This window comes from Bacillus sp. KICET-3 (assembly GCF_033261025.1).
GTDB classification, from domain to species: Bacteria; Bacillota; Bacilli; order Bacillales; family Bacillaceae; genus Bacillus; species Bacillus sonorensis.
The window spans coordinates 4,588,693-4,610,344 of sequence record NZ_CP137345.1; the positions used below are offsets into that span (position 1 = coordinate 4,588,693).

Sequence of the window (21,652 nt, forward strand, 5' to 3'; positions counted from 1 at the left end):
TTGACTGTGATGACTACAAAACCTCAGCGCTATATTTTTAAGCATCTTACGATTTACGGCGAAAATGGAATGATAGAAGACGGTTTTCTTCTGACAAACGGAGAAAAGATTGAGGCTTGCGGACCCATGGAGAATATTCCCGAGTCGGCTGAAACAGCGGAGCCGATGCCGCTTCCGGAAAGCTATAAAGTGCTGCCGGGCATGATTGATGTTCACATTCACGGGGCCAATGGAGCCGATGTGATGGATGGAACGAGAGAAGCTTTAAAAACGATGGCCGAAGCTCTTCCAAAAGAAGGCACGACAAGCTTTCTTGCGACAACCATGACACAGGATAAGGAAACCATCGAACATGCACTCGAAAACGCGAAAGACTACCTGTCGGCTGAAAACCGCCCCGGCACGGCGGAAATACTGGGGATTCATCTGGAAGGCCCTTTTATTTCAGCAAAACGCTGCGGGGCCCAGCCGCTGAACGATATTATTCCGCCGGATCTTTCTCTATTCAAAGAATGGCAGCAAATGTCCGGGAATAACATTAAATTAGTCACAATCGCACCGGAGCTAGAAGGGGCTTTGGAACTGATTTCCTATTTGAAGGAGACCGGCGTCATCGCATCGGCCGGCCATTCTGACGCGGGGCTCGAGGAAATGAAAGCCGGGATCAAAGCCGGTGTTTCACATGTGACACATTTATTTAACGGCATGCGGGGCCTGCATCACCGGGAGCCGGGCGTGGCGGGAAGCGCCCTTTTATATCCGGAGCTCACGGCAGAGGTGATTGCCGACGGCATTCATGTCCACCCTGCCGTCGTCAAATTGGCCTTCAGGCAAAAACAGAAGGAAGGCATCATTTTGATTACGGATGCCATGCGCGCCAAATGTTTACAAAACGGGACTTACACATTGGGAGGACAGGAAGTTTTCGTCAAAGGCAAACAAGCCGTATTAAAAGACGGGACATTAGCCGGAAGCATACTGAAGATGAATCAGGCCGCCCAAAACATGCTGGAGTTTTCAGAGTGTACGCTTGAGGACATCGTCTATATGACAGCTGTAAATCCGGCTAAACAGCTTGGCGTTTTTGAACGAAAAGGCAGCATTCGAAACGGAAAAGATGCCGATCTGATCATTTTAAACGAAGACAACGAAGTCGTTCTGACGCTATGTAAAGGAGCTATCGCATTCAGCAAAAGGGAGGTTTGACCATGAAAATCATTGAAGCTGAACATTATCAGGATATGAGCGAAAAAGCCGCCCGATTCATCATTGAAAAAGTGAACGGGTTATCAGCGCCCGTGCTCGGATTAGCCACCGGGGGCACACCGCTCGGCACGTACAAATGCTTACGGGAGGATCATTTGAGCCATAAAACGGCTTATCAGCATGTGTATACCGTAAATTTAGACGAGTATGTCGGCCTTGCGCCGTATGATGAGAACAGCTACACGTTTTACATGAAAAAGCACCTGTTTCATCATATTGGCATTCCTTCGAGCCACACTTATCTGCCGAATGGAATGGCCGCAGATCTGACAGCCGAATGCGAGCGCTATGAAGCTTTGATCGAGCGGCTCGGAGGAGTTGATCTTCAGTTGCTCGGCCTCGGCTTGAACGGCCACATCGGCTTTAATGAACCGGGGACGCCTTTTTCTTCGAAAACGCATGTCGTCGAGCTTACTGAATCGACGCGAAAAGCCAATGCCCGTTATTTTGACTCACTTTCATCCGTACCGACCAAAGCTGTCACGATGGGCATTTCAACGATTATGAAAAGCAAACAGATTCTGCTGCTCGTCTCAGGAGCGAACAAAGCCGGCATCCTGGCAAGGCTGCTCAGTGAAGAACCGCACGAGGGGACTCCCGCTTCCGTATTAAACATGCATGAGAACGTGGTGATCATTGCTGACAGAGACGCATTATCGGCTGTGAAAGAAAGGAGCATGATCTTTTGATCAAAAAAGATTCCCACATTCCAATATACTACCAGATTGAAACTGAAATTAAGAAACTCGCAGAGACGAACGATTTAAAGCCGGGGGACCTCATTCCTTCTGAGAGGGAATTTGCGGAAAAATACGAAGTGAGCAGAATGACAGTCCGGCAGGCCGTCAACAATCTTGTAAATGAGGGCATTCTCGTGCGGCAGCGGGGAAAAGGAACATTCATTGCCAAACCAAAGATCGAGCAAACCCTTCAAGGACTCACGAGCTTTTCTGAAGACATGAAGTCGAGAGGCATGACACCGGGGACAAAGATGCTCGGATTCCGAACCATTCCGTGTGATCAAAGAACGGCTTCCAAATTGGAAATACCTGAAGGGTCTTCCGTCTATGAAGTAAAACGGATCCGCCTTGCCGACGAGATTCCGATGGCTTATGAAATTTCATACTTGCCCGTTGATCTGATCAATGGCCTCACGGAAGATATTATGAATGCATCGCTATATGATTATGTAGAAAACACGCTTTCTCTCACTATCGACCAAGCCACGCAAACGCTTGAACCGTCAATCGCGCAGCAGGCTGAAAGCGTACCGCTGGATATTGAGGAAGGAGCGCCCGTCCTGTTAATCGAGCGGTGCAGCTATTTGACAGACGGCAGGCCGTTTGAGCTGGTGAAATCGGTTTACAGAGGAGACCGATACAAATTTGTAATTGATATGAAGAGGAAAGAACGATGAAAACAACAGAAGGTTCAAACGCAAAAAGCAGAGCACTTGATGAAATGTCTACGCTGGATATTGTCACCTTGATGAACGAGGAAGACCAAACCGTTCCCCAAGCCGTCAAACCGTGTCTTCCCCGAATTGCCCATGCCGCTGACATGATTGCCAGCCGTCTTCAGACAGGTGGAAGGGTGTTTGCCGCGGGAGCAGGCACCAGCGGAAGGTTGGCCGTTCTTGATGCCGCTGAGCTTCCCCCTACATTTTCACTTGATGAACATCAGTGGGTCGGCCTTATCGCGGGAGATTATGAAGCTATGTGGAAGCCGCTCGAAGAAAATGAAGATGACCGGGAAACGATCATCTCCCAGCTGCAAGCACGTTCATTTTCAAAAGCGGATGTATTCGTCGGCGTCTCGGCCAGCGGTTTGACGCCTTACGTCCTGTCCGGTTTATCCTATGCAAAAAAGCTTGGCGCCGTCTCTGTTTCAATCAGCTGCAACAAAGAGACGGAAGCGGCCAAGTTCAGCGACATTGCCATCGAAGCCCAGACAGGGCCGGAAGTGATTCGCGGCTCAACCCGCCTAAAAGCGGGAACAGCACAAAAACTGATTCTTAATATGCTGTCAACAGCGGCCATGGTGCGTCTCGGCCATGTCTATCAAAACGAGATGGTCAATATGAAATTGCTGAATCAAAAGCTGAAAAACCGGGCCGTGGACATGTTAATGAACACCACCGGCATATCACATGATGAAGCGTTACAGGCTTTAAAAGAAAGCCGCTATAACATAAAAGCAGCGATTTTTATGGTGCTGACAAACGGGACGCTTGAGGATGCAGACCGTTGTCTATCCCATGAAAATGGCCGTTTAAAACATGCGATTCAATATCATCGAAAGGGGTTTTCATGATGCTTGGTTTTCTTCAAAATATCGGGCGCGCTTTAATGCTTCCGATCGCCGTTCTTCCTGCCGCGGGCCTTTTGCTCGCTTTAGGAAGAGAAGATATGTTCAATATTCCGTTTATCGCCGCCTCGGGCCAGTCGATTCTTGATCAATTGCCGATCATTTTTGCGATCGGAGTTGCCATCGGCTTATCGAAGGATGGACACGGAGCCGCAGCACTGTCAGGGGCCATCGGCTATTTTGTTTTGACAGGCGGCCTTGCAGCCATTAATCAAGACCTGAATATGGGAGTGCTTGGCGGAATTATTTCAGGGGTCGTCGCCGCGATAATGTATAACCGTTTTAAAGATGCAAAGCTGCCGGAGTGGCTCGGATTTTTTGGCGGAAAACGCTGCGTCCCGATTATGACGGCTCTGTCTTCTATTATTCTCGCGGCCATTTTCGGGTTTGTCTGGATATACGCGCAGCAAGCGATCGATGCCGTCGGCAGCTGGATTATTCATGCCGGGGCACTGGGAGTCGGCATCTTCGGGCTTTTGAACAGATTGCTCCTTCCTCTGGGGCTTCATCATATCTTGAACAACATGGTATGGATGGTGTTTGGTGAATTCGCCGGCAAAACGGGCGACATGAACAGGTTCTTTGCCGGAGATCCAAGCGCTGGCGCTTTTATGACGGGCTTTTTCCCGATCATGATGTTCGGGCTTCCGGCCGCGTGTCTGGCTATGATTGCAGCCGCTAAAAAACACCGCCGCAAAGCAACAGCCGGCTTTCTGATCGGCTTGGCGTTCACATCGTTTTTAACAGGCATCACAGAGCCGATTGAGTTTACATTTATGTTCCTGTCGCCTCTTCTTTTCGGCATTCACGCCGTTTTAACAGCGAGCGCGATGGCCATCACTAATATGCTGGGCATCCACCATGGCTTTACGTTTTCAGCGGGAATCATTGATTATCTCTTGAATTTTGGCATCGCCACAAAGCCGCTGATATTGCTGCCAGTCGGACTGGTGTACGGCATCATCTATTTCGTCCTTTTTTACTTCTTGATCACAAAGCTGAATTTGAAAACGCCTGGACGGGAAGACGACGAAGAAGCAAATACACCGCCGGCCGGCACGGAAACGGGGTCATCCAAATACGAAAGCCTTGCCGTCCAATATCTTGAAGCGCTCGGCGGAAAAGAAAACATTGAAACGCTCAACAACTGTGTGACCCGCCTCAGACTCAAGATCCACGATGCGTCGAAATTGGATGAAAAAGCGCTGAAAGCTATGGGAGCCAAAGGGATTGTGAAATTAAACCAGCATGAACTGCAGGTCATCGTCGGCACGGATGTTGAATTTTTGGCAAACGAAATGAGAAAAGATTTATAAAAAAGAGCCCCTTCATAGAAGGGGCTTACTCTTTATGATTGCTCTTTCACATGTACTTTCAGTGTCGCCTGTACCTCAGGATGAAGCTTAACCGGTACATTTGTATATCCTAACGAACGGATGGCATCATTCAGTTCAATTTTTCGCTTATCAACCTTTAATTGATGTGCTTTTTGCAGCGCGTCAGCAATCTGCTTGCTTGTGACGGAACCGAATAGACGGCCGCCTTCTCCTGACTTGGCTGTCAGTTCAACTGTAATATTTTCAAGCGTTTTTTTCATTTCTTTCGCCTGTTTCAGCTCTTCAGCCGCTTCTTTTTTCTCTTTCTTCTTCTGTCCTTCAAGCGCGCTGATATTGGAAGACGTCGCTTCAACAGCAAGGCCTTTTTTGATTAAAAAGTTGTGCGCGTATCCGTCCGCCACATTTTTAACCTCGCCTTTTTTCCCTTTGCCTTTCACATCCTGTAAGAAAATTACCTTCATGTTTGAATGCCTCCTTCAAAATACTCGTCAATCGCTTCTTTCAGACGCCGGAGCGCTTCCCCAACCGATACATCCGTCAGCTGTGTAGCGGCATTTGTTAAATGTCCTCCGCCTTCAAGGGCTTCCATGATGATTTGAACGTTTACTTCGCCAAGCGATCTCGCACTGATGCATACTGTGCTGTCGTCTCTTCTCGCTACTGCGAAAGAAGCTTCAACTTCACTCATGGAAAGGAGAGAATCCGCGGCTTGCGCAATGATGACTTGGTCAAAGTATTCGTCCGCCTCGCCGTTTGGCAGAGACGCGATGGCGATGCCGCTTCTATAAAAGGATGTATGCTGGATAAGCCTTGCCCTTTTAATATAATGATCGGCTGTTTCTTTTAAAAACTTTTGCACCAGTACGGTGTCAGCGCCTTTTGCCCTCAGGTATGACGCTGCGTCAAACGTACGGGAGCCCGTGCGGAGAGAAAAGCTTTTCGTATCAACAATAATTCCCGCCAGCAGTGCGGTCGCTTCAATCATATTGATTTTTAAGCGCTTCGGCTGATATTCAAGCAGCTCGGTCACAAGCTCTGCCGTGGATGAAGCATAAGGCTCCATATAGACAAGCAGCGGATCTTTAATAAATTCTTCCCCTCTTCTATGATGATCGATAACGACGACATTTTCAATTTTATTGACCAGTCTTTCTTCAATAACAAAAGACGGCCTATGCGTATCGACAATCACGAGCAGAGTATCGTCTTTAGCAATTTCAAGCGCCTCTTCCGGCGTAATAAACCGCGACCACAGCTCTTCATATTTTTTAATTTCGCCGATTAACCGCTGGACGCTGGCGCCGATCTGATTGGAGTCAATCACGACAAACCCGTCTTTTCCGTTGGCCTGCGCCACCTTTAAGATCCCGATGGCTGAACCGATCGAATCCATGTCGGGGAACTTATGCCCCATAATAATAACATTGCTGCTTTCAGAGACAATTTCCTTTAGAGCATGGGAAATGACCCGCGCTCTGACCCGTGTCCGCTTTTCCATCGGATTCGTTTTTCCGCCGTAAAATTTCACTTTTCCGTTCGGCTGCTTGATCGCCACCTGGTCGCCTCCGCGCCCAAGCGCCAGATCAAGGCTCGATTGCGCAAGATCGCCGAGCTCCTTCAACGAGGAGACAGATGCGCCGATCCCGATGCTTAATGTCAGTGAAATCGCATGAACCGACGTTTTCTCCCGGATTTCATCAAGAATCGAAAACTTCGATGCTTCCAGCTCGCTTAAAATGTGCTCATTTAATACACCGATAAACCGCTCAGAGGAAATCCGTTTTAGAAATATGCCGTATTGTTTGGCCCATTGATTCAGAAGGGAGGTTACTTCGCTGTTCATCGTGCTTCTTGTCTGGTCGTCCAGCCCTTGTGTCACATCATCATAATTGTCTAAAAATATGTAAGCAAGAACTGTCCGTTCATTTTCATACTGCTTCTCAATCTGCGTCTGCTCTGTGACATCAAAGAAATATAGAAGCTTTTCTTCTCTTTTGATCACCACGTTAAATTTCCGCTCGTTTAACGTGATCGTTTCCGTATCGACTTCCTGCTTAATCAAAGGAACGACAGACTCGCAAATATCATAGAGCGATCTGCCGACGAGCGTACTTTCACTAAAGCATGAAGCCATGAACGGATTTGCCCATTCAACATAGTATTGATCATTGAACAGCATAATCCCGATCGGCATTTCAAGCAGCGCTTCCTCCCCGACTTTTTTAAGCCTGTAAGACAAAGTCGAAATATAATCATCCAATTCTTTTCTGATTTGAGAGTCCGCTCGTTTCAAAAAGAATAAAATAACGCCAAGAACAACGATGCCGGCCGCTCCTGCCACCCAATTAAAATAAACGTTGATGAGGACAGAAATGATTGTGACGATAATTAAAGAATATATGGGATATCGAAATAACGGTTTTTCATAAAAACTTGGCACTCAAATCAACTCCTCACCACCCGAGAGAACGTCGGTTACGACTTTTTTATTTTCTCTCTTAAATTAAAACCTATGTCAATTATACCCAAGATGCGAACGAGATACAGCAACGGCGTAAGCAGCCCGAAAATCAAAAAAAGAACAGGCAGGACCGTTGGCAGCTTTTTGGCGTAACAGAAATAAAAAATGAATGAAAAACCTTGTATCGCGATGATGAGTCCCATCATCGTGCTCGCATTCAAAATGAACGAGTAGAACGCGCTCCCCTCTTCAGCCGGTGCCAGCGACAGGAGAATCGTCAGCAAATAGAGCCAGATCGTGCCTTGCGGAAGCTTCAGTTCCCTGAACGGTTTTAGAGGCGGGACCTGCAAAGCAAAACGCCGCAGTATCGGCTTAGCGATGAGATGATTTAAAAAGGCGACGATGCCTGAAAAGATCACGATCACCGTCGGATATAGATACTGCGTCTGTTTTAATTGTTCTTTGATGAGCTCCATCTGTTCCGCCGTCTCTTTGCTGTTTCCAAACTGTTTGATCAGCGTTTCAGACATTTTGAATGATTCATTATATGATTGATTGGCTTCTTCTATTAAGTTTAACCCAAGAAACTGAATACTAATGAAAAGCAGCAGAACCAGTGACACCATGTATGCAATGGCTGCTGAAGCAATCGCCTGTGCAGGTTCTTTTTTTCTGTAGTGAAAGCCCATGAGAATTCCCGCGGCGATGACAGGAAATGCGATGGCCAAGCCGCTTAAAGAACCTGCAATCAATGTAACGGGCAAACTCACCAGACCCATGAAAAAACCGGGTTTTACCCCATGCCTGATCGTTTGTATCATGGCAGGCAAAGGCAATGTCAATAAGAGAAACGTTCCGATTAAAGGAATATAGAGGCTTATCATCATTAAAACAGCAAAAAGACTGACCAGAATGGCGCCCTCTACTAAAGCTCTTGTTTGTTTCACTTGTTCACCTCATATGTTTTGTTTTCATGATCAAAAAGAGCAGCATAGACGACTGCTCTTTTTTTAACGTCGCAATTCCGTTTTCAATAAGACGATAACATGAGCAGGTGCATAGCCTTCTCTCAATGTTTCTTTATTTTAACATAAGGTCAAATCCCAAGTAAAATAAGGTCGGCAGGAGTCTGAGCAAGCCTTTGGAACGTTATGACAACGGCCATCCTGAATGTTCCATGTGAAACATCCCCCATTGGGGCGCCGTTTCTTTTAATCATCCAAAAATCCGCTTTTATCCCTGTTTTTTTTCTTCACTTTTCTGATCATCAATAAAATGATCAAAATCACGAGCAATATCGTGATTCGAAGACCTCCGCTCAAAAATAAAAAAAAGTCTTTGACAGCATCCAACACCTTTATCACCTCTCATTGTATATCTCTGCTGAAAAAACCCGTAGTATATGAATTCCCCTTTCCAAAACGCTCTGAAACGTTTCCTTATGTCTTCCGGTTAACCATTTCGCTAATCTGGGCATATGTTACTTAAGAGAAAGTGACAAAGGAGAATGGCAATGACTCATCAAAGAACATTGGCATGGCATGAAACGATGGAATTGCATGAATTGATCGCAGCCCAATCTGTAGGGCTTGTAAAGGTAAAAAAGAGCCTCAGGAAGATCAGCGATCCCCAGCTTAGACAACTCTACAGCACGACAGCGCGGGCATTGGAACAAAATTTAAGAGAGCTTCTTCCATTTTTGCCTAAAGCCCCGGCATTTCATCGTGAAGAAGAAAGAGCGGATCATTACTTTGATGCGGGCGACCTGTTGGTATTAGCGAAAACATCCGTGCGGAATTATGCGATTGCCATAACTGAAACCGCCACACCCGCGTTGAGAAAAGTGCTTGTGAAACAGATCAATGCGGCGATCAGGCTTCATGAACAAGTCTTTTACTACATGTACAGCAGAGGATTGTACCCTGCCTACAATCTCGCTGAGCTTTTGAAAGCTGATGCGATGCATGCGCAGAAAGCGATTGCAATGCGATAAAAAAACCAACCAGCAAGGATCTGCATCCTTACTGGCTGGTTTTCTCTTCTTATGTCCATCCTGTCGATTATGAAGACACAGAGTGGTAAGTCGCAAGCTTTTTGACCAGTTGACGACTTGGCCCATTTAAGCCTGTCACTTCAACGTCTGTGCCTTGTTCTTTACACTTTAGGATGATTTTATCGATTGCCGCAACAGCGGAGTCATCCCATATATGAGCTTCTGAAAAATCGAAAACAACTTTTTTGTAATGACCATCGATGTCAATGGACTTGGCAAGGTCCTGGACAGAAGCAAAGAAAACCTGACCTTTAATCATGTATTTTCTTTCATTCTTGACCGTTGCCATGTCAACTTTTACTTTCGAAATTTTCGCCACAAAGAAGATCGCGCTTAAAATGACACCTGCGAACACGCCTTTGGACAAATCGTGTGTCGCCACGACTGTAATGACCGTCACCAGCATAACAATGGAATCGGTGAGCGGCACCTTTCTTAGCATCCGAAACGAAGACCAGTCAAATGTTCCAATGGAAACCATGATCATGACGCCAGCCAAAGCAGCCATCGGAATTTGGACGACCCAATCGCCAAGCACCATGATTAAAAACATTAAGAAAACACCCGCCACAAAAGTGGACAAGCGGCCTCTTCCGCCAGATTTGACATTGATCACCGATTGGCCGATCATCGCACAGCCTGCCATGCCTCCGAAAAATCCGGCGACTATGTTGGCGATCCCCTGTCCGCGGCTTTCCCTATTTTTATCGCTTTCCGTCTCTGTCATGTCATCTACGATAGAAGAAGTTAATAAAGACTCTAAAAGACCGACAATTGAGAGGGCAAACGCAGTCGGAAAGATAATCGACAATGTTTCAAAGTTAAACGGAATATTCGGGACCATAAAAGACGGCAAAGATTGTTTGATCTCTCCCAAATCTCCAACTGTCCGCAGGTCAAAATGGCCGAATATGGACAGAACGGTCATGGCGACAATCGCAACAAGAGCAGATGGAACGGCTTTTGTAAAACGGGGGAGAATATAGATGATCAATAATGTGATACCGGCCACAACATACGTCATATAGGAAACTCCAACAAAATGGGGAACCTGGGCCATAAAGATCAAAATGGCCAGCGCATTTACGAAACCTACCATAACCGACCGTGGAATAAATTTCATAAAGCGCGCGATTTTCAGTAACCCAAATATGAATTGGATGATTCCGGTTAAAATCGTCGCCGCAAATAAATACTCGATGCCGTAATCCCTGACCAGCGCGCCCATTAAGAGAGCCATCGCTCCCGTCGCCGCTGAAATCATCGCCGGCCGTCCTCCCATAAACGAGATGACAACAGCAATACAAAACGACGCGTACAGCCCGACCATCGGATCTACGCCCGCAATAATGGAAAACGCAATGGCTTCAGGAATGAGGGCCAGCGCTACGACGATACCCGAAAGGATATCCCCCTTCACATTCGAAAACCATTCGCTATTTAATTGTTTGACATTCAAAGATTCAACACCTCTTTTATTTGTTTTGCTTCTCCTCTCATAGAAGCCGTCTGTTTTCAACATGTTTCACTGTAGCAAACCAGCATCTAAATGTCTATCAATTTTTACAGTCCTTCTGTTTACTAAAAGACGTGCCGTGGAAATGACGGCTACATAAATGGGAATGTATTTTGAAAAACAGACCAATCTAAGGAAAAGAGGTGGTTTCATTATGGTGCAAGAGCTGGAAAAACGGCCGGGGCATACGAGATGGTATATTTCATCCTTGTTAAGCAGCATGATCATTTTAAATTATTTTGACCGGGTCGCCATTTCTGTCGCGGCACCCGCGATACAGGATTCCTTTCAATTGACGGCGACACAATTGGGAGTGGTCTTTTCCATTTATACCTACTCCTACACGCTGATGCAGCTTCCCGTCGGCAGTTTGCTGGACAGATACGGCGTTGCCTGGGTCACCCGGATCGGAATGGCGGTTTGGAGCTGTTTAACGGTCATTTTGGCTTTTTTGCAAGGAAAATTGCTGCTATATATCGTTCGTTTTTTGATTGGGCTGACAAGCGCATCGGCATTTCCGGCTGCTTCAAAGGCGACCGCTTTATGGTTTCCGCCAAATGAACGCGGCCTTGCCAATTCATTGTTTGATTCAGCTGCGAAATTTGCCAACGTGATCGGCGCGCCCCTTGTTGCATTTCTGGTGACAACATTTGACTGGCGGACCGCTTTTTTGGCGATCGGAATCATGAATGTGTGTTTCACCGTCTTTTTCTGGTGGTATTATGAGCAGCCTGACCGGCACAAACGGATTTCAAAGGAAGAGCTCCATTACATTCAAAAGCATAATGCCGTGTCAAATGAAGAAATATCAGAGCGCACATTGACCGCCCTGAAAACGATGCTAACGAATCGAAAAGCGTGGGGGCTGATGATCGGATTTACGGGCTACGGCTATACGTTCAACCTGCTGTTAACATGGCTTCCGACGTTCTTTAAAGAAACCTACGGAATGGACATCATGTCCTCCGGGTTGTTCACGGCCGTTCCCTGGCTCATTTCGACCATCTCCGGAATCCTGGTCGGCGGATGGCTTGTCGACTTTTTAATCAAAAAAGGACATTCACATACAAAAGTCTATCAAACGATCATCGTGATCGGCATGTGTCTGGGATTCGCCTTTTTAGGCGCGATCGTCACGCATCATATCATCATTGCGATCATCTGCATTTCCGTCGGGTTGGCAGGTATTTCAGCGACGGCGCCGATCGGCTGGTCCATCTCGGCAGATATTGCACCAGCGGGATTTCTTTCCCTGCTCAGTTCGATGGTCAATCTCGCCAATAATCTGTTTGGCGGCATTATCGCGGTTTCTTTAACAGGATATTTATTCGATATGACCGGGTCTTTTACACTCAGCTTTCTAGTCGCCGGCTTTGTCCTTCTGCTGGGTTTGATTTTTTATTTGCTTGTCCTTGGAGATATCGAGCGGATTCACATTTCGAAGAATCGATAAACAGAATGAAGCGATTTTCATTGCTTTTTCTTCTTCTGCGGCTGTCAAATTTCGAAGATATGGCAGCGGCCTTTTTTGAAAATTCCCATGAGAAGCGACATTGGCTGTCTATGTATTAAAGCAAGATGGCATATTCACCCAAAAAGTATCACTGAAGAAATATATTGATATTTGGAAAACAAATGATAATTTAATTTATTTATCCATTTACTGTTTTATAAAGCTTCCCATATTGGACAAAAATAAAAAAGAACAAGAACCATTGAGGTCCTTGTTCTTTTTGCATCTCGGCTTACTCGCCGGCTACGTATGGAAGTAAAGCCATTTGACGAGCGCGTTTGATTGCAACAGTCAATTTGCGTTGGTATTTCGCACTTGTTCCTGTTACACGGCGTGGTAAGATTTTACCGCGCTCAGAGATGAATTTTCTAAGAAGATCTACATCTTTGTAGTCGATGTGCGTAATGCCGTTAGAAGTGAAATAACACACTTTACGGCGTTTCGCACGACCGCCTCTGCGTCCTCCTGCCATTGTTATTTCCCTCCTTTCTGTTCTGTATTATGTTCGTCCGTCATCCATTAAAATGGCAAGTCATCATCTGAGATGTCAATCGGTTTTCCATCATTGGCAAATGGGTCATCATTAAAGCTGTTGCCTTGATTGCGATTTTGATTGTTCTGACTGCCGCCGAATGGATTCGGATCGTTTTGTCCGCCGCCAAAGTATTGGCCTCCCTGGCCTCCGCTGTAACCGCCGGAACCAGAACCGCCGCCTTTAGGCTCCAGAAATTGAACACTTTCAGCTTGAACTTCCGTCACATAAACACGCTGTCCCTGCTGATTTTCATAGTTCCTCGTTTGCAAACGTCCATCTACACCCGCAAGGCTTCCTTTTTTAAGGAAATTCGCTACGTTTTCAGCTTGTCTTCTCCAAACGACACAGTTGATGAAATCAGCTTCACGTTCACCCTGCTGATTCGTAAACGTACGATTCACAGCGAGCGTAAAGGTGGCAACAGCTGCACCGCTGGGAGTATAACGAAGCTCTGGGTCCTTTGTCAGTCTGCCGACTAAAACAACTCGGTTAAGCATATTGAGAGACCATCCTTTTGCTTTAGAGTATATAATTCAATTCTGTTTATTCTTCTTCTTTAACCACGATGTGGCGAATGATGTCATCACTGATTTTAGCCAAACGGTCAAATTCTTGAACTGCTTCAGCTCCAGCTTGAACGTTTACGATTTGGTAGAATCCGTCGCGGAAATCGTTGATTTCGTAAGCAAGACGGCGTTTTCCCCAATCTTTTGTTTCAGTGATCTCCGCACCGTTTGTCGTTAAGATGTTGTTAAAACGTTCAACAACAGCCTTTTTAGACTCTTCATCAACGTCTGGGCGGATGATGTACATGATTTCGTACTTTCTCATTTGTATTTGCACCTCCTTTTGGACTAAGCGGCCCATCACCTGGGCAAGGAGCAATAATCCTATTACTCACAATTTTATATTATACCAAAGCTCTTGTCCCTTTTCAACTGCGTTATACATTGAAACGGAAATGAATCACATCGCCGTCTTTTACAATGTAGTCTTTTCCTTCAAGACGGACTTTTCCCGCTTCTTTTGCCGCAGACATGCTTCCGGCTTCAAGCAGATCGTCGTATGCCACCGTCTCTGCACGGATGAAGCCGCGTTCGAAGTCCGTATGGATGATGCCCGCACATTGCGGAGCCTTCATGCCTTTTTTAAACGTCCACGCTCTGACTTCCTGTTCGCCCGCTGTAAAATAAGTAGCAAGCCCGAGCAGAGAGTAGGATGCCTTAATTAATTGGTCAAGGCCGGATTCTTCAATTCCCAGCTCTTCAAGGAACATCGCTTTCTCTTCACCTTCAAGCTCTGCGATTTCAGACTCGATTTTCGCGCAGACGACGATCACCTCAGCGTTTTCAGCGGCGGCGAATTCCCTGACTTTCTGCACATATTCATTTCCTGAAGGATCAGCCACCTCATCCTCGCTGACATTGGCTACGTATAATACCGGTTTGGTCGTCAGCAGATGAAGCTGCTTCAGCACTTTGTGCTGCTCTTCCGTAAATTCGACAGAGCGGGCCGGTTTTTCCTGTTCAAATGCTTCCTTTAACTTTGTCAAAATCTCAAATTCAAAGACAGCTTCTTTATCTTTTTGTTTCGCCATTTTCCCGACGCGGCCAATCCGCTTCTCAACGGTTTCCAGATCAGCCAATATCAGCTCAAGGTTGATCGTCTCGATATCAGAGATGGGATCCACCTTTCCTGAGACGTGTGTAATATTGTCATCCGCAAAACAGCGGACAACGTGGCAAATCGCATCCACCTGGCGAATGTGGGACAAAAACTTATTTCCAAGCCCTTCGCCTTTTGACGCACCTTTTACAATACCTGCAATATCGGTGAATTCAAAAGCGGTAGGAACCGTTTTCTTTGGATTGACGAGCTCTGTCAATTTTTGAAGACGCTCATCAGGCACCTCAACGATTCCGACGTTTGGATCTATCGTACAAAACGGGTAGTTGGCCGATTCTGCCCCGGCCTGTGTAATCGCATTAAATAAGGTTGATTTCCCGACGTTCGGCAAACCAACAATTCCAGCTGTTAAAGCCATTGTTTCATCTCCTCTATTAATAAACATCCATGTGCAATTTCGCGTAATTCAAACCTGCAACAATTATAAGGATGATTACTGTAAAAAACAAGCTGACAAAACCGGCTTTTCACTAACTGAAACGATGTGAAAATCTTTTTTTGCCAAAATCAATGATTCAATCCCCAAAAAAAGCATGGGGTCCGTCGGATTAAGAATCGGACTCCTCATGCTTAACCAGAATCTTTTTCATTTTTCTTTGGAACTCTTTGCGCGGGATCATGACGCTGTGGGAACAGCCCTCGCACTTAATTCTGATGTCCATCCCCATTCGAATGACCTTCCAGCGGTTCGTACCGCATGGATGCGGCTTTTTCATTTCGACCACGTCATTCAGGCCAAATTCTTTATCCGCCAACACTGTTCACCTCTCTGATTGCTTTGTTGTGATTCTTATTGTACAAAAAACGTCAAGGAAAGGGCAATTTTTCAAAATCCCCGCCAGTTCCGGCATTCTCAAATCCTACCTTCACCTCATTCAACTAGACATTTCAAATATAACACATATATTATATCGATATAATATTAAGATAGTTATTTTTTCCATTTACTTAAGATCGGGTAAAGCAAAATGTTCACCAGTAAATAAAGATTCAGAAGCCCGTAAATCGGGTATAACAAAGCTATTAAATTCGAAAAGCCGAATGATGTAAAAGGCAGCATCAATAAAAGGAGCAGGAGCGCAATGATCCATCTCGGCCATTCCACGAGTGTCAGAAAACGGCTTGACAGCGCGAGAATGCTTGAGATGGTCGTCGTATAAATGGCTACGCAAAGAACGCCTGTCATGAAGATAAATATCGGAAAAGGCGCGCCTTCCAAAACCGCAAATAAAGGAATTTCATAGTGCGACAATTCACCTGCAAGCACGACAAGTGTTTCATTGTACATAAAAGATATGACGCCAAACACCAAACCGCTGAGAATGCTGGCAATCCTTGCTTCACCTAGACCTTTAAGCTCCTTTCCGACGGCGGATAAGACGGCAACGACTGACAAAATGTTCAACGAAGCAAATGCGATGCCGGCAGGCCAGTTATATTGACGATTCAGATCAAGCAGCCAAGGCTGATAATGCGCCGTTTGAAATGAAATAAGCGCGTACAGCAGCCCGGCTACCAAAATCGGAATTAAATAGCTGTTGACTGATAAAATACCGTTTAGCCCCCATAGAAAAAGAAGAACCGTACACAAAGCAAATAATCCCACGCCTGCCCAAAACGGAATGCGAAATATTTGCAGTGTGACACCGCCTCCTGCAATCATGACGATCGTCGTCGTAAATAAATATAAAATGATGAGCCCATCATATACTTTTGCCAGCATGGGGCCAAGCAATGTTTCAAGAACGGGCAGAAAATGGGCTGTCCTTTCTTCAAAACTGATCTTCATCACAATATAAGTCGACAGACTGAACATGATCGTGAACAACAGGATAGCCAGTCCGCTTTCATCACCAAAAAACTGCCATATTTCTTGGCCGGATGCATATCCCGCACCTATTAAGCTCCCCAAAATGAGAAGCATCCACTTCATCCCGGCTCTCCACACGATTTTATCACCTCATAGGTATAGTTTTAGGCTTGTTTCCGTATACTGTTACTACTATGACAAGGATGTGAAACCTATGAATCGAAAAGGCGGGCTTTTTTCTCAAGAACCAGCAAATGAATATATTTCCCATTCAGATCCGATGGCAGCAAGACAGATTGAGAAGATTCTTTCTGTCTATTTAAAAGAAGCGGCCGATCGCCCCGTTGCGGTCGTCTGCATTGGAACGGACCGCTCTACAGGCGATTCGCTCGGGCCTCTCGTCGGAATGAAGCTTGCGGAAAAACAGCCGACGCGATTCCACGTATATGGAACGCTTGCCGATCCGGTTCATGCCGTCAACTTGAATGAAAAGCTCGACATTATTCATCACAACCATCGAAACCCTTTTATCATCGCGATTGACGCCTGTCTCGGACGGACAAAAAGCGTAGGCTCTTTTCAAATAGGAAAAGGACCGCTAAAGCCTGGAGCAGGTGTGCAAAAAAGCTTGCCTGAGGTGGGAGACGTACACATTAACGGTATTGTCAATGTCAGCGGATTTATGGAGTATTTTGTGCTGCAAAATACCCGGCTCAATCTCGTCATGAGCATGTCCAATGTTCTTGCAGAAGGCTTGTCTTATCTTGAAAAGGCAGCAGGACGGCGCCGGCCTCACCTTTCACCGATTCAAAAAATGACGGGAAGGCTTTGACGCCATAAAAAAAACCATCTGGTTGTCAGATGGTTTCTGCCCGTTCTAGCGGATATGTTTCATGCTGGACGGCGCGGCTATTGTCATGATTGTCCGTCAGATAAAAGTTCTAGAATTCGATCGAGATCTTCGTTTGAGTAAAATTCAATTTCGATTCTGCCTTTTTTCTTTTGTTTCTTAATGGTGACCGGTGTTCCAAAATAGTTTTGCAAATATGACTCACGTTCTTTTATGACCGCATCTTTTGTTGGCTTCTGCTTCTTTGTTTCACGTGGAACATTGGCATTCATTTGCTGTATCAGTTTTTCAAGCTGACGGACATTCAGCTGTTCGGATACGATCTTTTGAACCAATGGTTCAAGTTTTTTCTTGTTTTTCAGCCCCAGCAATGTTCGTCCGTGTCCCATCGACAGTGTGCCGTTGTCAATCAAAGCCTGAACCTTCTCCGGCAGCGTCAGCAGCCTTAAATGGTTGGCGATGTGAGGACGGCTTTTTCCAAGCCTTTTAGCCAGCTGCTCCTGGGTCATATCAAGATGTTTTAGTAAAGATTCATAGGCTTTAGCTTCCTCAAGCGGAGACAGGTCTTCTCGCTGAAGATTTTCCAAAAGGGCAATCTCCATCATCAGGGATTCTGACAGTTCGCGCACAATCGCAGGAATGGTTTCTAAGCCGGCTTTTTCAGCAGCCCGAAAGCGCCGTTCTCCAGCTACAATATCGTAGCCTTTAATAGACTTTCTGACGATGATCGGCTGCAGAACGCCGTGCTGTAAAATGGACTCTTTTAAATCTTTTAACGATTGGTCATCAAACGATTTCCTTGGCTGATAAGGATTGGGACGCAAATCTTTGAGTTTGATTTCTTCAACCGTTTCCTCCGATAAATCGACATTCGAAAACAACGCATTAATCCCTTTTCCGAGACCTTTAGGCATTCGCAGCCACTTCCTTTGCTAAATCTAGATATACTTCCGCTCCCCGGGAACGCGGATCGTATAAAATAATCGGCTTTCCATGACTTGGCGCTTCACTTAATCTGACGTTTCGAGGGATGATCGTTTTATATACTTTATCTCGGAAATATTTTTTCACTTCTTCTATGACCTGGATGCCCAGATTCGTTCTTGCATCAAGCATTGTCAGCAATACGCCGTCTATCATCAGGTCGGTATTTAAATGCTTTTGGACGAGCCGGACAGAGTTGAGCAGCTGGCTCAGGCCTTCCAAAGCATAGTACTCGCACTGCACAGGTATCACAACGGAATCTGATGCTGTCAGCGCGTTGATCGTGAGCAACCCTAATGACGGAGGACAGTCAATGATCATAAAATCATAGTTTTGTTTGACAGATTCCAAAGCCCGCTTTAATCTGACTTCACGGGAAATGGTCGGGACCAGCTCGATTTCAGCTCCTGCAAGCTGAATCGTTGCCGGAATGACATCCAAATTTTCGACGGATGTTGTTTTGATGACGTCTTTGACGTCTGCATCATCCACTAATATATCGTACACACATTGATCAACATCAGCTTTCTCTATGCCAATTCCGCTTGTTGCGTTTCCTTGCGGGTCTATGTCGACTAGCAAAACCCTTTTCCCGATGTAAGCTAAACAAGCTCCCAGGTTGACAGAGGTTGTTGTTTTACCAACGCCTCCTTTTTGGTTTGTGATCGCAATAATTTTCCCCACAATGTCACCTACTTTCACATTGAACAAGTTTCTCTCATTTCTCTATTTTAACAAAAAAAGAATCGGCCGTTTGCTTTTTTTGAATTTTTGTTTTTCATATCATCATGGAAACATTTAAATTTTCGACATAAAGAAGCAGATTTTTTTTGTGCAAGGAAGAAAAAAGGAGGATTTGATCGAAAAAGAGAAAAATATTTTCATTATATGAGAATAATAAAATCCCTGGAACATTCAAGTGTTCCAGGGATGGGAGAAGGTCAGTCGATTGGAGGCATTTTCCGGGTGGCCACCGCAATTCGGTTCCATCCATTAATGGTTACAACAGCCATGATGAGCTCAGCTGTTTCAATTTCGTTAAACTGCTTTCTCACTTCTTGATAAACATCGTCTGGCAGCCCTTCTTCAGAGATGAGTGTAACCGCTTCGGTCAGCGCCAATACCGCCCGTTCCTTCTCCGTGAAAAAGGGAGCTTCACGCCATGCACTAAGGGCATATATCCGCTGTTCGGTCTCTCCGTTTTTTCTGGCATCCTTTGTGTGCATATTTAAACAAAAAGCACAGCCGTTTAATTGTGAAGCGCGAATTTTGATGAGCTCCTTTAAAATCGGATCTATTCCAGCAGCGCTTTGCGCTTTTTCAAGCTCCAGCATGCCGGAATATCCCGCGGGATTCACCTTTTCCATGATCAATCTTGTTTCCATGTCAATTCCTCCTCATGAATGTGTTCACTTATATCACAAGTGAGACATCCGATTTGTGACAAGGAAGCTATTACATATGAATATGTTTTAGTTTGTCTGGATTCGAAATGATGTAGACGTGTTGGATTTTATCCCGCTTAGGTGACCATGCAAAGCAAATAGCATAGATCGGGCGTTTGTTCCGTTCTATTAAAACACCCCTTTGACCATTGATAGAGACATATCTCAAATGACCGGCAAGGCGCCCTTTTGAGGCGATTCCTTTAAAGAATGCATAGATTCGGCTTCGTCCATAAATCGGTCTGATTGCACTGCGGACTTTGCCGCCGCCATCTGTATATAACACCGCTTCTTCAGCCAGTCTGCGGGCAAAATCGTCAAAGTCTCCGGCTTTTGTCGACGCAATAAACAGCTCTGCCAATTGGTGCTCCTCTTTCGGTTTTGATACGGCCGAGAGTTCGCCGCTTACTTTATGTTTTATCCGGCTGTAGATTTTCCGGCAGTTCGCTTCAGATTTTTCGATAATGGATGATATTTCCTTATAGTTATATCCAAACACTTCCCTAAACATAAATACCGCTCTTTCAACAGGGTTCAGCCTGCTCATGACGACCAGCAAAGCGTATGAGATCATTTCGTCTTTCACCACTACTTCAGCCGGATTTTGTTCCGCCAGCGTGATTTGCGGTTCCGGCAGCCATTCTCCAACGTAAACCTCGCGTTTCTTTCTGGCTGACTTCAGGAAATTAATACAGCGGTTTGTGATTGATTTCAGCAGATAAGGCTGAATCTCTTCAATTTGACTAATGTCTCTTTCCTGCAGATCAGCAAACAGCTCCTGCACGATATCTTCGGCATCTTGGAGAGATCCTACCATTCGATAGGCAACAGAATGCAGCAAAGACCAATATGTTTGATAAACGTCCATAGCGCCCCCGCCTTTAGATATTTTGACCTAAAAAAATAAAAGCTCTGTGAGCTTTTATTTCGGTATACGAATCGTAAACTGAATGTATTCTTCAAATTCTTCTTCTTCCGTATTCAGTTTAACCCCGCTGTCTTCCACCATTGACAAGGACTGGCGGATCGTGTTCATCGCGATTCTCGCATCCCTGCTGTATGCTTTTCTCTTCGGTTTAGGCTTACGCTTATCCTGTTCAAGCATTTTGACAACGCGGTCTTCGGTTTGTTTGACATTTAAGCTTTTTTCAATCACTTCGTGCAGCAGCTTGACCTGAAGTTCCGGCTGTTTTAACGGAATGAGCGCTCTTGCATGCCGCTCGGAAATCTCTTTTTTCAATATCGCTTCCTGCACTTCTTCCGGCAGCTTCAGCAGTCTGAGCTTGTTGGCGATTGTTGACTGCCCTTTGCCGAGCCTTTGTGCGAGGGCTTCCTGAGTCAAATCATGCAGCTCTAAAAGCCGTGCGTATGCATGCGCCTCTTCTATTGAAGATAATTCCTCCCTCTGGAGGTTTTCAATCAGAGCAACAGAAGCTGTCTCTGTATCTGAAAAATCCTTGATAATGGCGGGGACCTTTTCCCAATTCAGTGTTTGAACTGCCCGCCAGCGCCGCTCCCCTGCAATGAGTTCATATTTTCCATCCTGCTCTGTTTTTCTGACGACAATCGGCTGAATGATGCCGTGCGTATGAATGGTTGCGGCTAATTCTTGAATTTTTTCTTCAGAGAAAATGGTGCGCGGCTGAAAACGGTTAGGAATAATATCGCCTACTGGAATGTCTTGAATTTCTTCTTTATTAGTATCATGTTCAGCAATCTCTGCTTCTTCTTCTTTTTCACCGATTCCGAAGAGACGAGAGAATGAATGCTTCATGTACCTACACCACCTTTAAACACTGCCATTTTTATAATTCTATTTTCTCATGAAT

24 protein-coding genes are annotated in these 21,652 nt (G+C 45.5%); 8 read left to right on the top strand and 16 right to left on the bottom strand.

Translation table 11 applies throughout. The annotated features are described in order from the left end of the window. The first annotated feature begins 9 nt into the window (after positions 1-9). Genes nagA through nagE form a run of 5 tightly spaced genes read left to right on the top strand, consistent with a single transcriptional unit; the run spans position 10 to position 4,949 of the window. Entirely contained in the window at positions 10-1,206 is a 1,197-nt protein-coding gene (gene nagA / locus R5H20_RS23330) for an N-acetylglucosamine-6-phosphate deacetylase (RefSeq protein WP_006639802.1), read from the top strand. Between the two features lie 2 nt (positions 1,207-1,208). Then, positions 1,209-1,955, top strand: coding sequence for a glucosamine-6-phosphate deaminase (gene nagB, locus R5H20_RS23335; RefSeq protein WP_006639803.1), 747 nt, complete (start codon positions 1,209-1,211; stop codon positions 1,953-1,955). Continuing rightward, positions 1,952-2,683, top strand: coding sequence for a GntR family transcriptional regulator (locus R5H20_RS23340; RefSeq protein WP_006639804.1), 732 nt, complete (start codon positions 1,952-1,954; stop codon positions 2,681-2,683). Before nagB ends, R5H20_RS23340 begins: the two co-directional genes overlap by 4 nt. Further along, complete coding sequence (gene murQ / locus R5H20_RS23345) at positions 2,680-3,579, top strand: N-acetylmuramic acid 6-phosphate etherase (RefSeq protein WP_006639805.1); 900 nt, start codon at positions 2,680-2,682, stop codon at positions 3,577-3,579. The genes R5H20_RS23340 and murQ overlap by 4 nt, the downstream gene beginning before the upstream one ends. Continuing rightward, a complete protein-coding gene (nagE, locus tag R5H20_RS23350) occupies positions 3,579-4,949 on the top strand; it encodes an N-acetylglucosamine-specific PTS transporter subunit IIBC (RefSeq protein ID WP_006639806.1) in 1,371 nt (456 codons plus the stop codon). Before murQ ends, nagE begins: the two co-directional genes overlap by 1 nt. Before the next feature lie 32 nt (positions 4,950-4,981). On the opposite strand, the gene rplI is transcribed toward nagE, so the two are convergent. From rplI to R5H20_RS23370, 4 genes are all read right to left on the bottom strand, one after another. Then, on the bottom strand, positions 4,982-5,431 hold the full coding sequence (rplI, locus tag R5H20_RS23355; protein WP_006639807.1) for a 50S ribosomal protein L9: 450 nt from the start codon (positions 5,429-5,431) through the stop codon (positions 4,982-4,984). Beyond that, positions 5,428-7,410 carry a DHH family phosphoesterase gene (locus tag R5H20_RS23360; RefSeq protein WP_006639808.1) on the bottom strand — a complete coding sequence of 661 codons (1,983 nt, stop codon included), beginning with the start codon at positions 7,408-7,410 and terminating at the stop codon, positions 5,428-5,430. Before R5H20_RS23360 ends, rplI begins: the two co-directional genes overlap by 4 nt. A gap of 35 nt (positions 7,411-7,445) precedes the next feature. Next, positions 7,446-8,378 carry a YybS family protein gene (locus R5H20_RS23365; protein WP_006639810.1) on the bottom strand — a complete coding sequence of 311 codons (933 nt, stop codon included), beginning with the start codon at positions 8,376-8,378 and terminating at the stop codon, positions 7,446-7,448. A 264-nt stretch (positions 8,379-8,642) separates the two neighbouring features. Continuing rightward, complete coding sequence (locus R5H20_RS23370; RefSeq protein ID WP_006639811.1) at positions 8,643-8,783, bottom strand: hypothetical protein; 141 nt, start codon at positions 8,781-8,783, stop codon at positions 8,643-8,645. Positions 8,784-8,944: 161 nt separating this feature from the next. Here R5H20_RS23370 and R5H20_RS23375 point away from each other — a divergent pair, with 161 nt between their 5' ends. Then, the gene (locus tag R5H20_RS23375) at positions 8,945-9,424 is read left to right on the top strand and encodes a spore coat protein (protein ID WP_006639812.1); all 480 of its coding nucleotides are present in this window, start codon (positions 8,945-8,947) and stop codon (positions 9,422-9,424) included. A 67-nt stretch (positions 9,425-9,491) separates the two neighbouring features. Here the strand turns inward: R5H20_RS23375 and R5H20_RS23380 are convergent, their stop codons facing one another. Further along, positions 9,492-10,943, bottom strand: a complete 1,452-nt coding sequence (locus R5H20_RS23380; RefSeq protein WP_006639813.1) for a SulP family inorganic anion transporter — start codon at positions 10,941-10,943, stop codon at positions 9,492-9,494. Positions 10,944-11,106: 163 nt separating this feature from the next. Between R5H20_RS23380 and R5H20_RS23385 the strand changes: the two genes are divergently transcribed. Next, complete coding sequence (locus tag R5H20_RS23385; RefSeq protein ID WP_173400978.1) at positions 11,107-12,453, top strand: MFS transporter; 1,347 nt, start codon at positions 11,107-11,109, stop codon at positions 12,451-12,453. A 292-nt stretch (positions 12,454-12,745) separates the two neighbouring features. Here R5H20_RS23385 and rpsR read toward each other — a convergent pair whose 3' ends face one another. The 6 genes from rpsR to R5H20_RS23415 form a co-directional block, all read right to left on the bottom strand. Then, entirely contained in the window at positions 12,746-12,985 is a 240-nt protein-coding gene (rpsR, locus tag R5H20_RS23390) for a 30S ribosomal protein S18 (RefSeq protein ID WP_003178022.1), read from the bottom strand. A gap of 47 nt (positions 12,986-13,032) precedes the next feature. Beyond that, positions 13,033-13,545 (bottom strand): single-stranded DNA-binding protein SsbA, encoded by a 513-nt coding sequence (ssbA, locus tag R5H20_RS23395; RefSeq protein ID WP_006639815.1) that lies wholly within the window; start codon positions 13,543-13,545, stop codon positions 13,033-13,035. A 46-nt stretch (positions 13,546-13,591) separates the two neighbouring features. Next, entirely contained in the window at positions 13,592-13,879 is a 288-nt protein-coding gene (gene rpsF, locus R5H20_RS23400) for a 30S ribosomal protein S6 (RefSeq protein ID WP_006639816.1), read from the bottom strand. Positions 13,880-13,991: 112 nt separating this feature from the next. Further along, positions 13,992-15,092 carry a redox-regulated ATPase YchF gene (gene ychF / locus R5H20_RS23405; RefSeq protein ID WP_006639817.1) on the bottom strand — a complete coding sequence of 367 codons (1,101 nt, stop codon included), beginning with the start codon at positions 15,090-15,092 and terminating at the stop codon, positions 13,992-13,994. 190 nt (positions 15,093-15,282) lie between these two features. Then, complete coding sequence (locus tag R5H20_RS23410; RefSeq protein ID WP_006639818.1) at positions 15,283-15,489, bottom strand: DUF951 domain-containing protein; 207 nt, start codon at positions 15,487-15,489, stop codon at positions 15,283-15,285. A gap of 176 nt (positions 15,490-15,665) precedes the next feature. Further along, the gene (locus tag R5H20_RS23415) at positions 15,666-16,682 is read right to left on the bottom strand and encodes a YkvI family membrane protein (protein ID WP_040348621.1); all 1,017 of its coding nucleotides are present in this window, start codon (positions 16,680-16,682) and stop codon (positions 15,666-15,668) included. Positions 16,683-16,758: 76 nt separating this feature from the next. Here R5H20_RS23415 and yyaC point away from each other — a divergent pair, with 76 nt between their 5' ends. After that, positions 16,759-17,376, top strand: coding sequence for a spore protease YyaC (gene yyaC, locus R5H20_RS23420; RefSeq protein WP_006639820.1), 618 nt, complete (start codon positions 16,759-16,761; stop codon positions 17,374-17,376). 83 nt (positions 17,377-17,459) lie between these two features. Here yyaC and R5H20_RS23425 read toward each other — a convergent pair whose 3' ends face one another. From R5H20_RS23425 to noc, 5 genes are all read right to left on the bottom strand, one after another. Continuing rightward, entirely contained in the window at positions 17,460-18,308 is an 849-nt protein-coding gene (locus R5H20_RS23425; protein WP_006639821.1) for a ParB/RepB/Spo0J family partition protein, read from the bottom strand. After that, positions 18,301-19,062: a sporulation initiation inhibitor protein Soj gene (gene soj / locus R5H20_RS23430; RefSeq protein ID WP_006639822.1), complete on the bottom strand. Its 762-nt coding sequence runs from the start codon at positions 19,060-19,062 to the stop codon at positions 18,301-18,303. Before soj ends, R5H20_RS23425 begins: the two co-directional genes overlap by 8 nt. 257 nt (positions 19,063-19,319) lie before the next feature. Further along, positions 19,320-19,763: a carboxymuconolactone decarboxylase family protein gene (locus tag R5H20_RS23435; protein ID WP_006639823.1), complete on the bottom strand. Its 444-nt coding sequence runs from the start codon at positions 19,761-19,763 to the stop codon at positions 19,320-19,322. Between the two features lie 70 nt (positions 19,764-19,833). After that, the gene (locus R5H20_RS23440) at positions 19,834-20,691 is read right to left on the bottom strand and encodes an RNA polymerase sigma-70 factor (RefSeq protein WP_006639824.1); all 858 of its coding nucleotides are present in this window, start codon (positions 20,689-20,691) and stop codon (positions 19,834-19,836) included. 54 nt (positions 20,692-20,745) lie between these two features. Then, complete coding sequence (noc, locus tag R5H20_RS23445) at positions 20,746-21,597, bottom strand: nucleoid occlusion protein (protein WP_006639825.1); 852 nt, start codon at positions 21,595-21,597, stop codon at positions 20,746-20,748. Between the last annotated feature and the right edge of the window lie 55 nt (positions 21,598-21,652).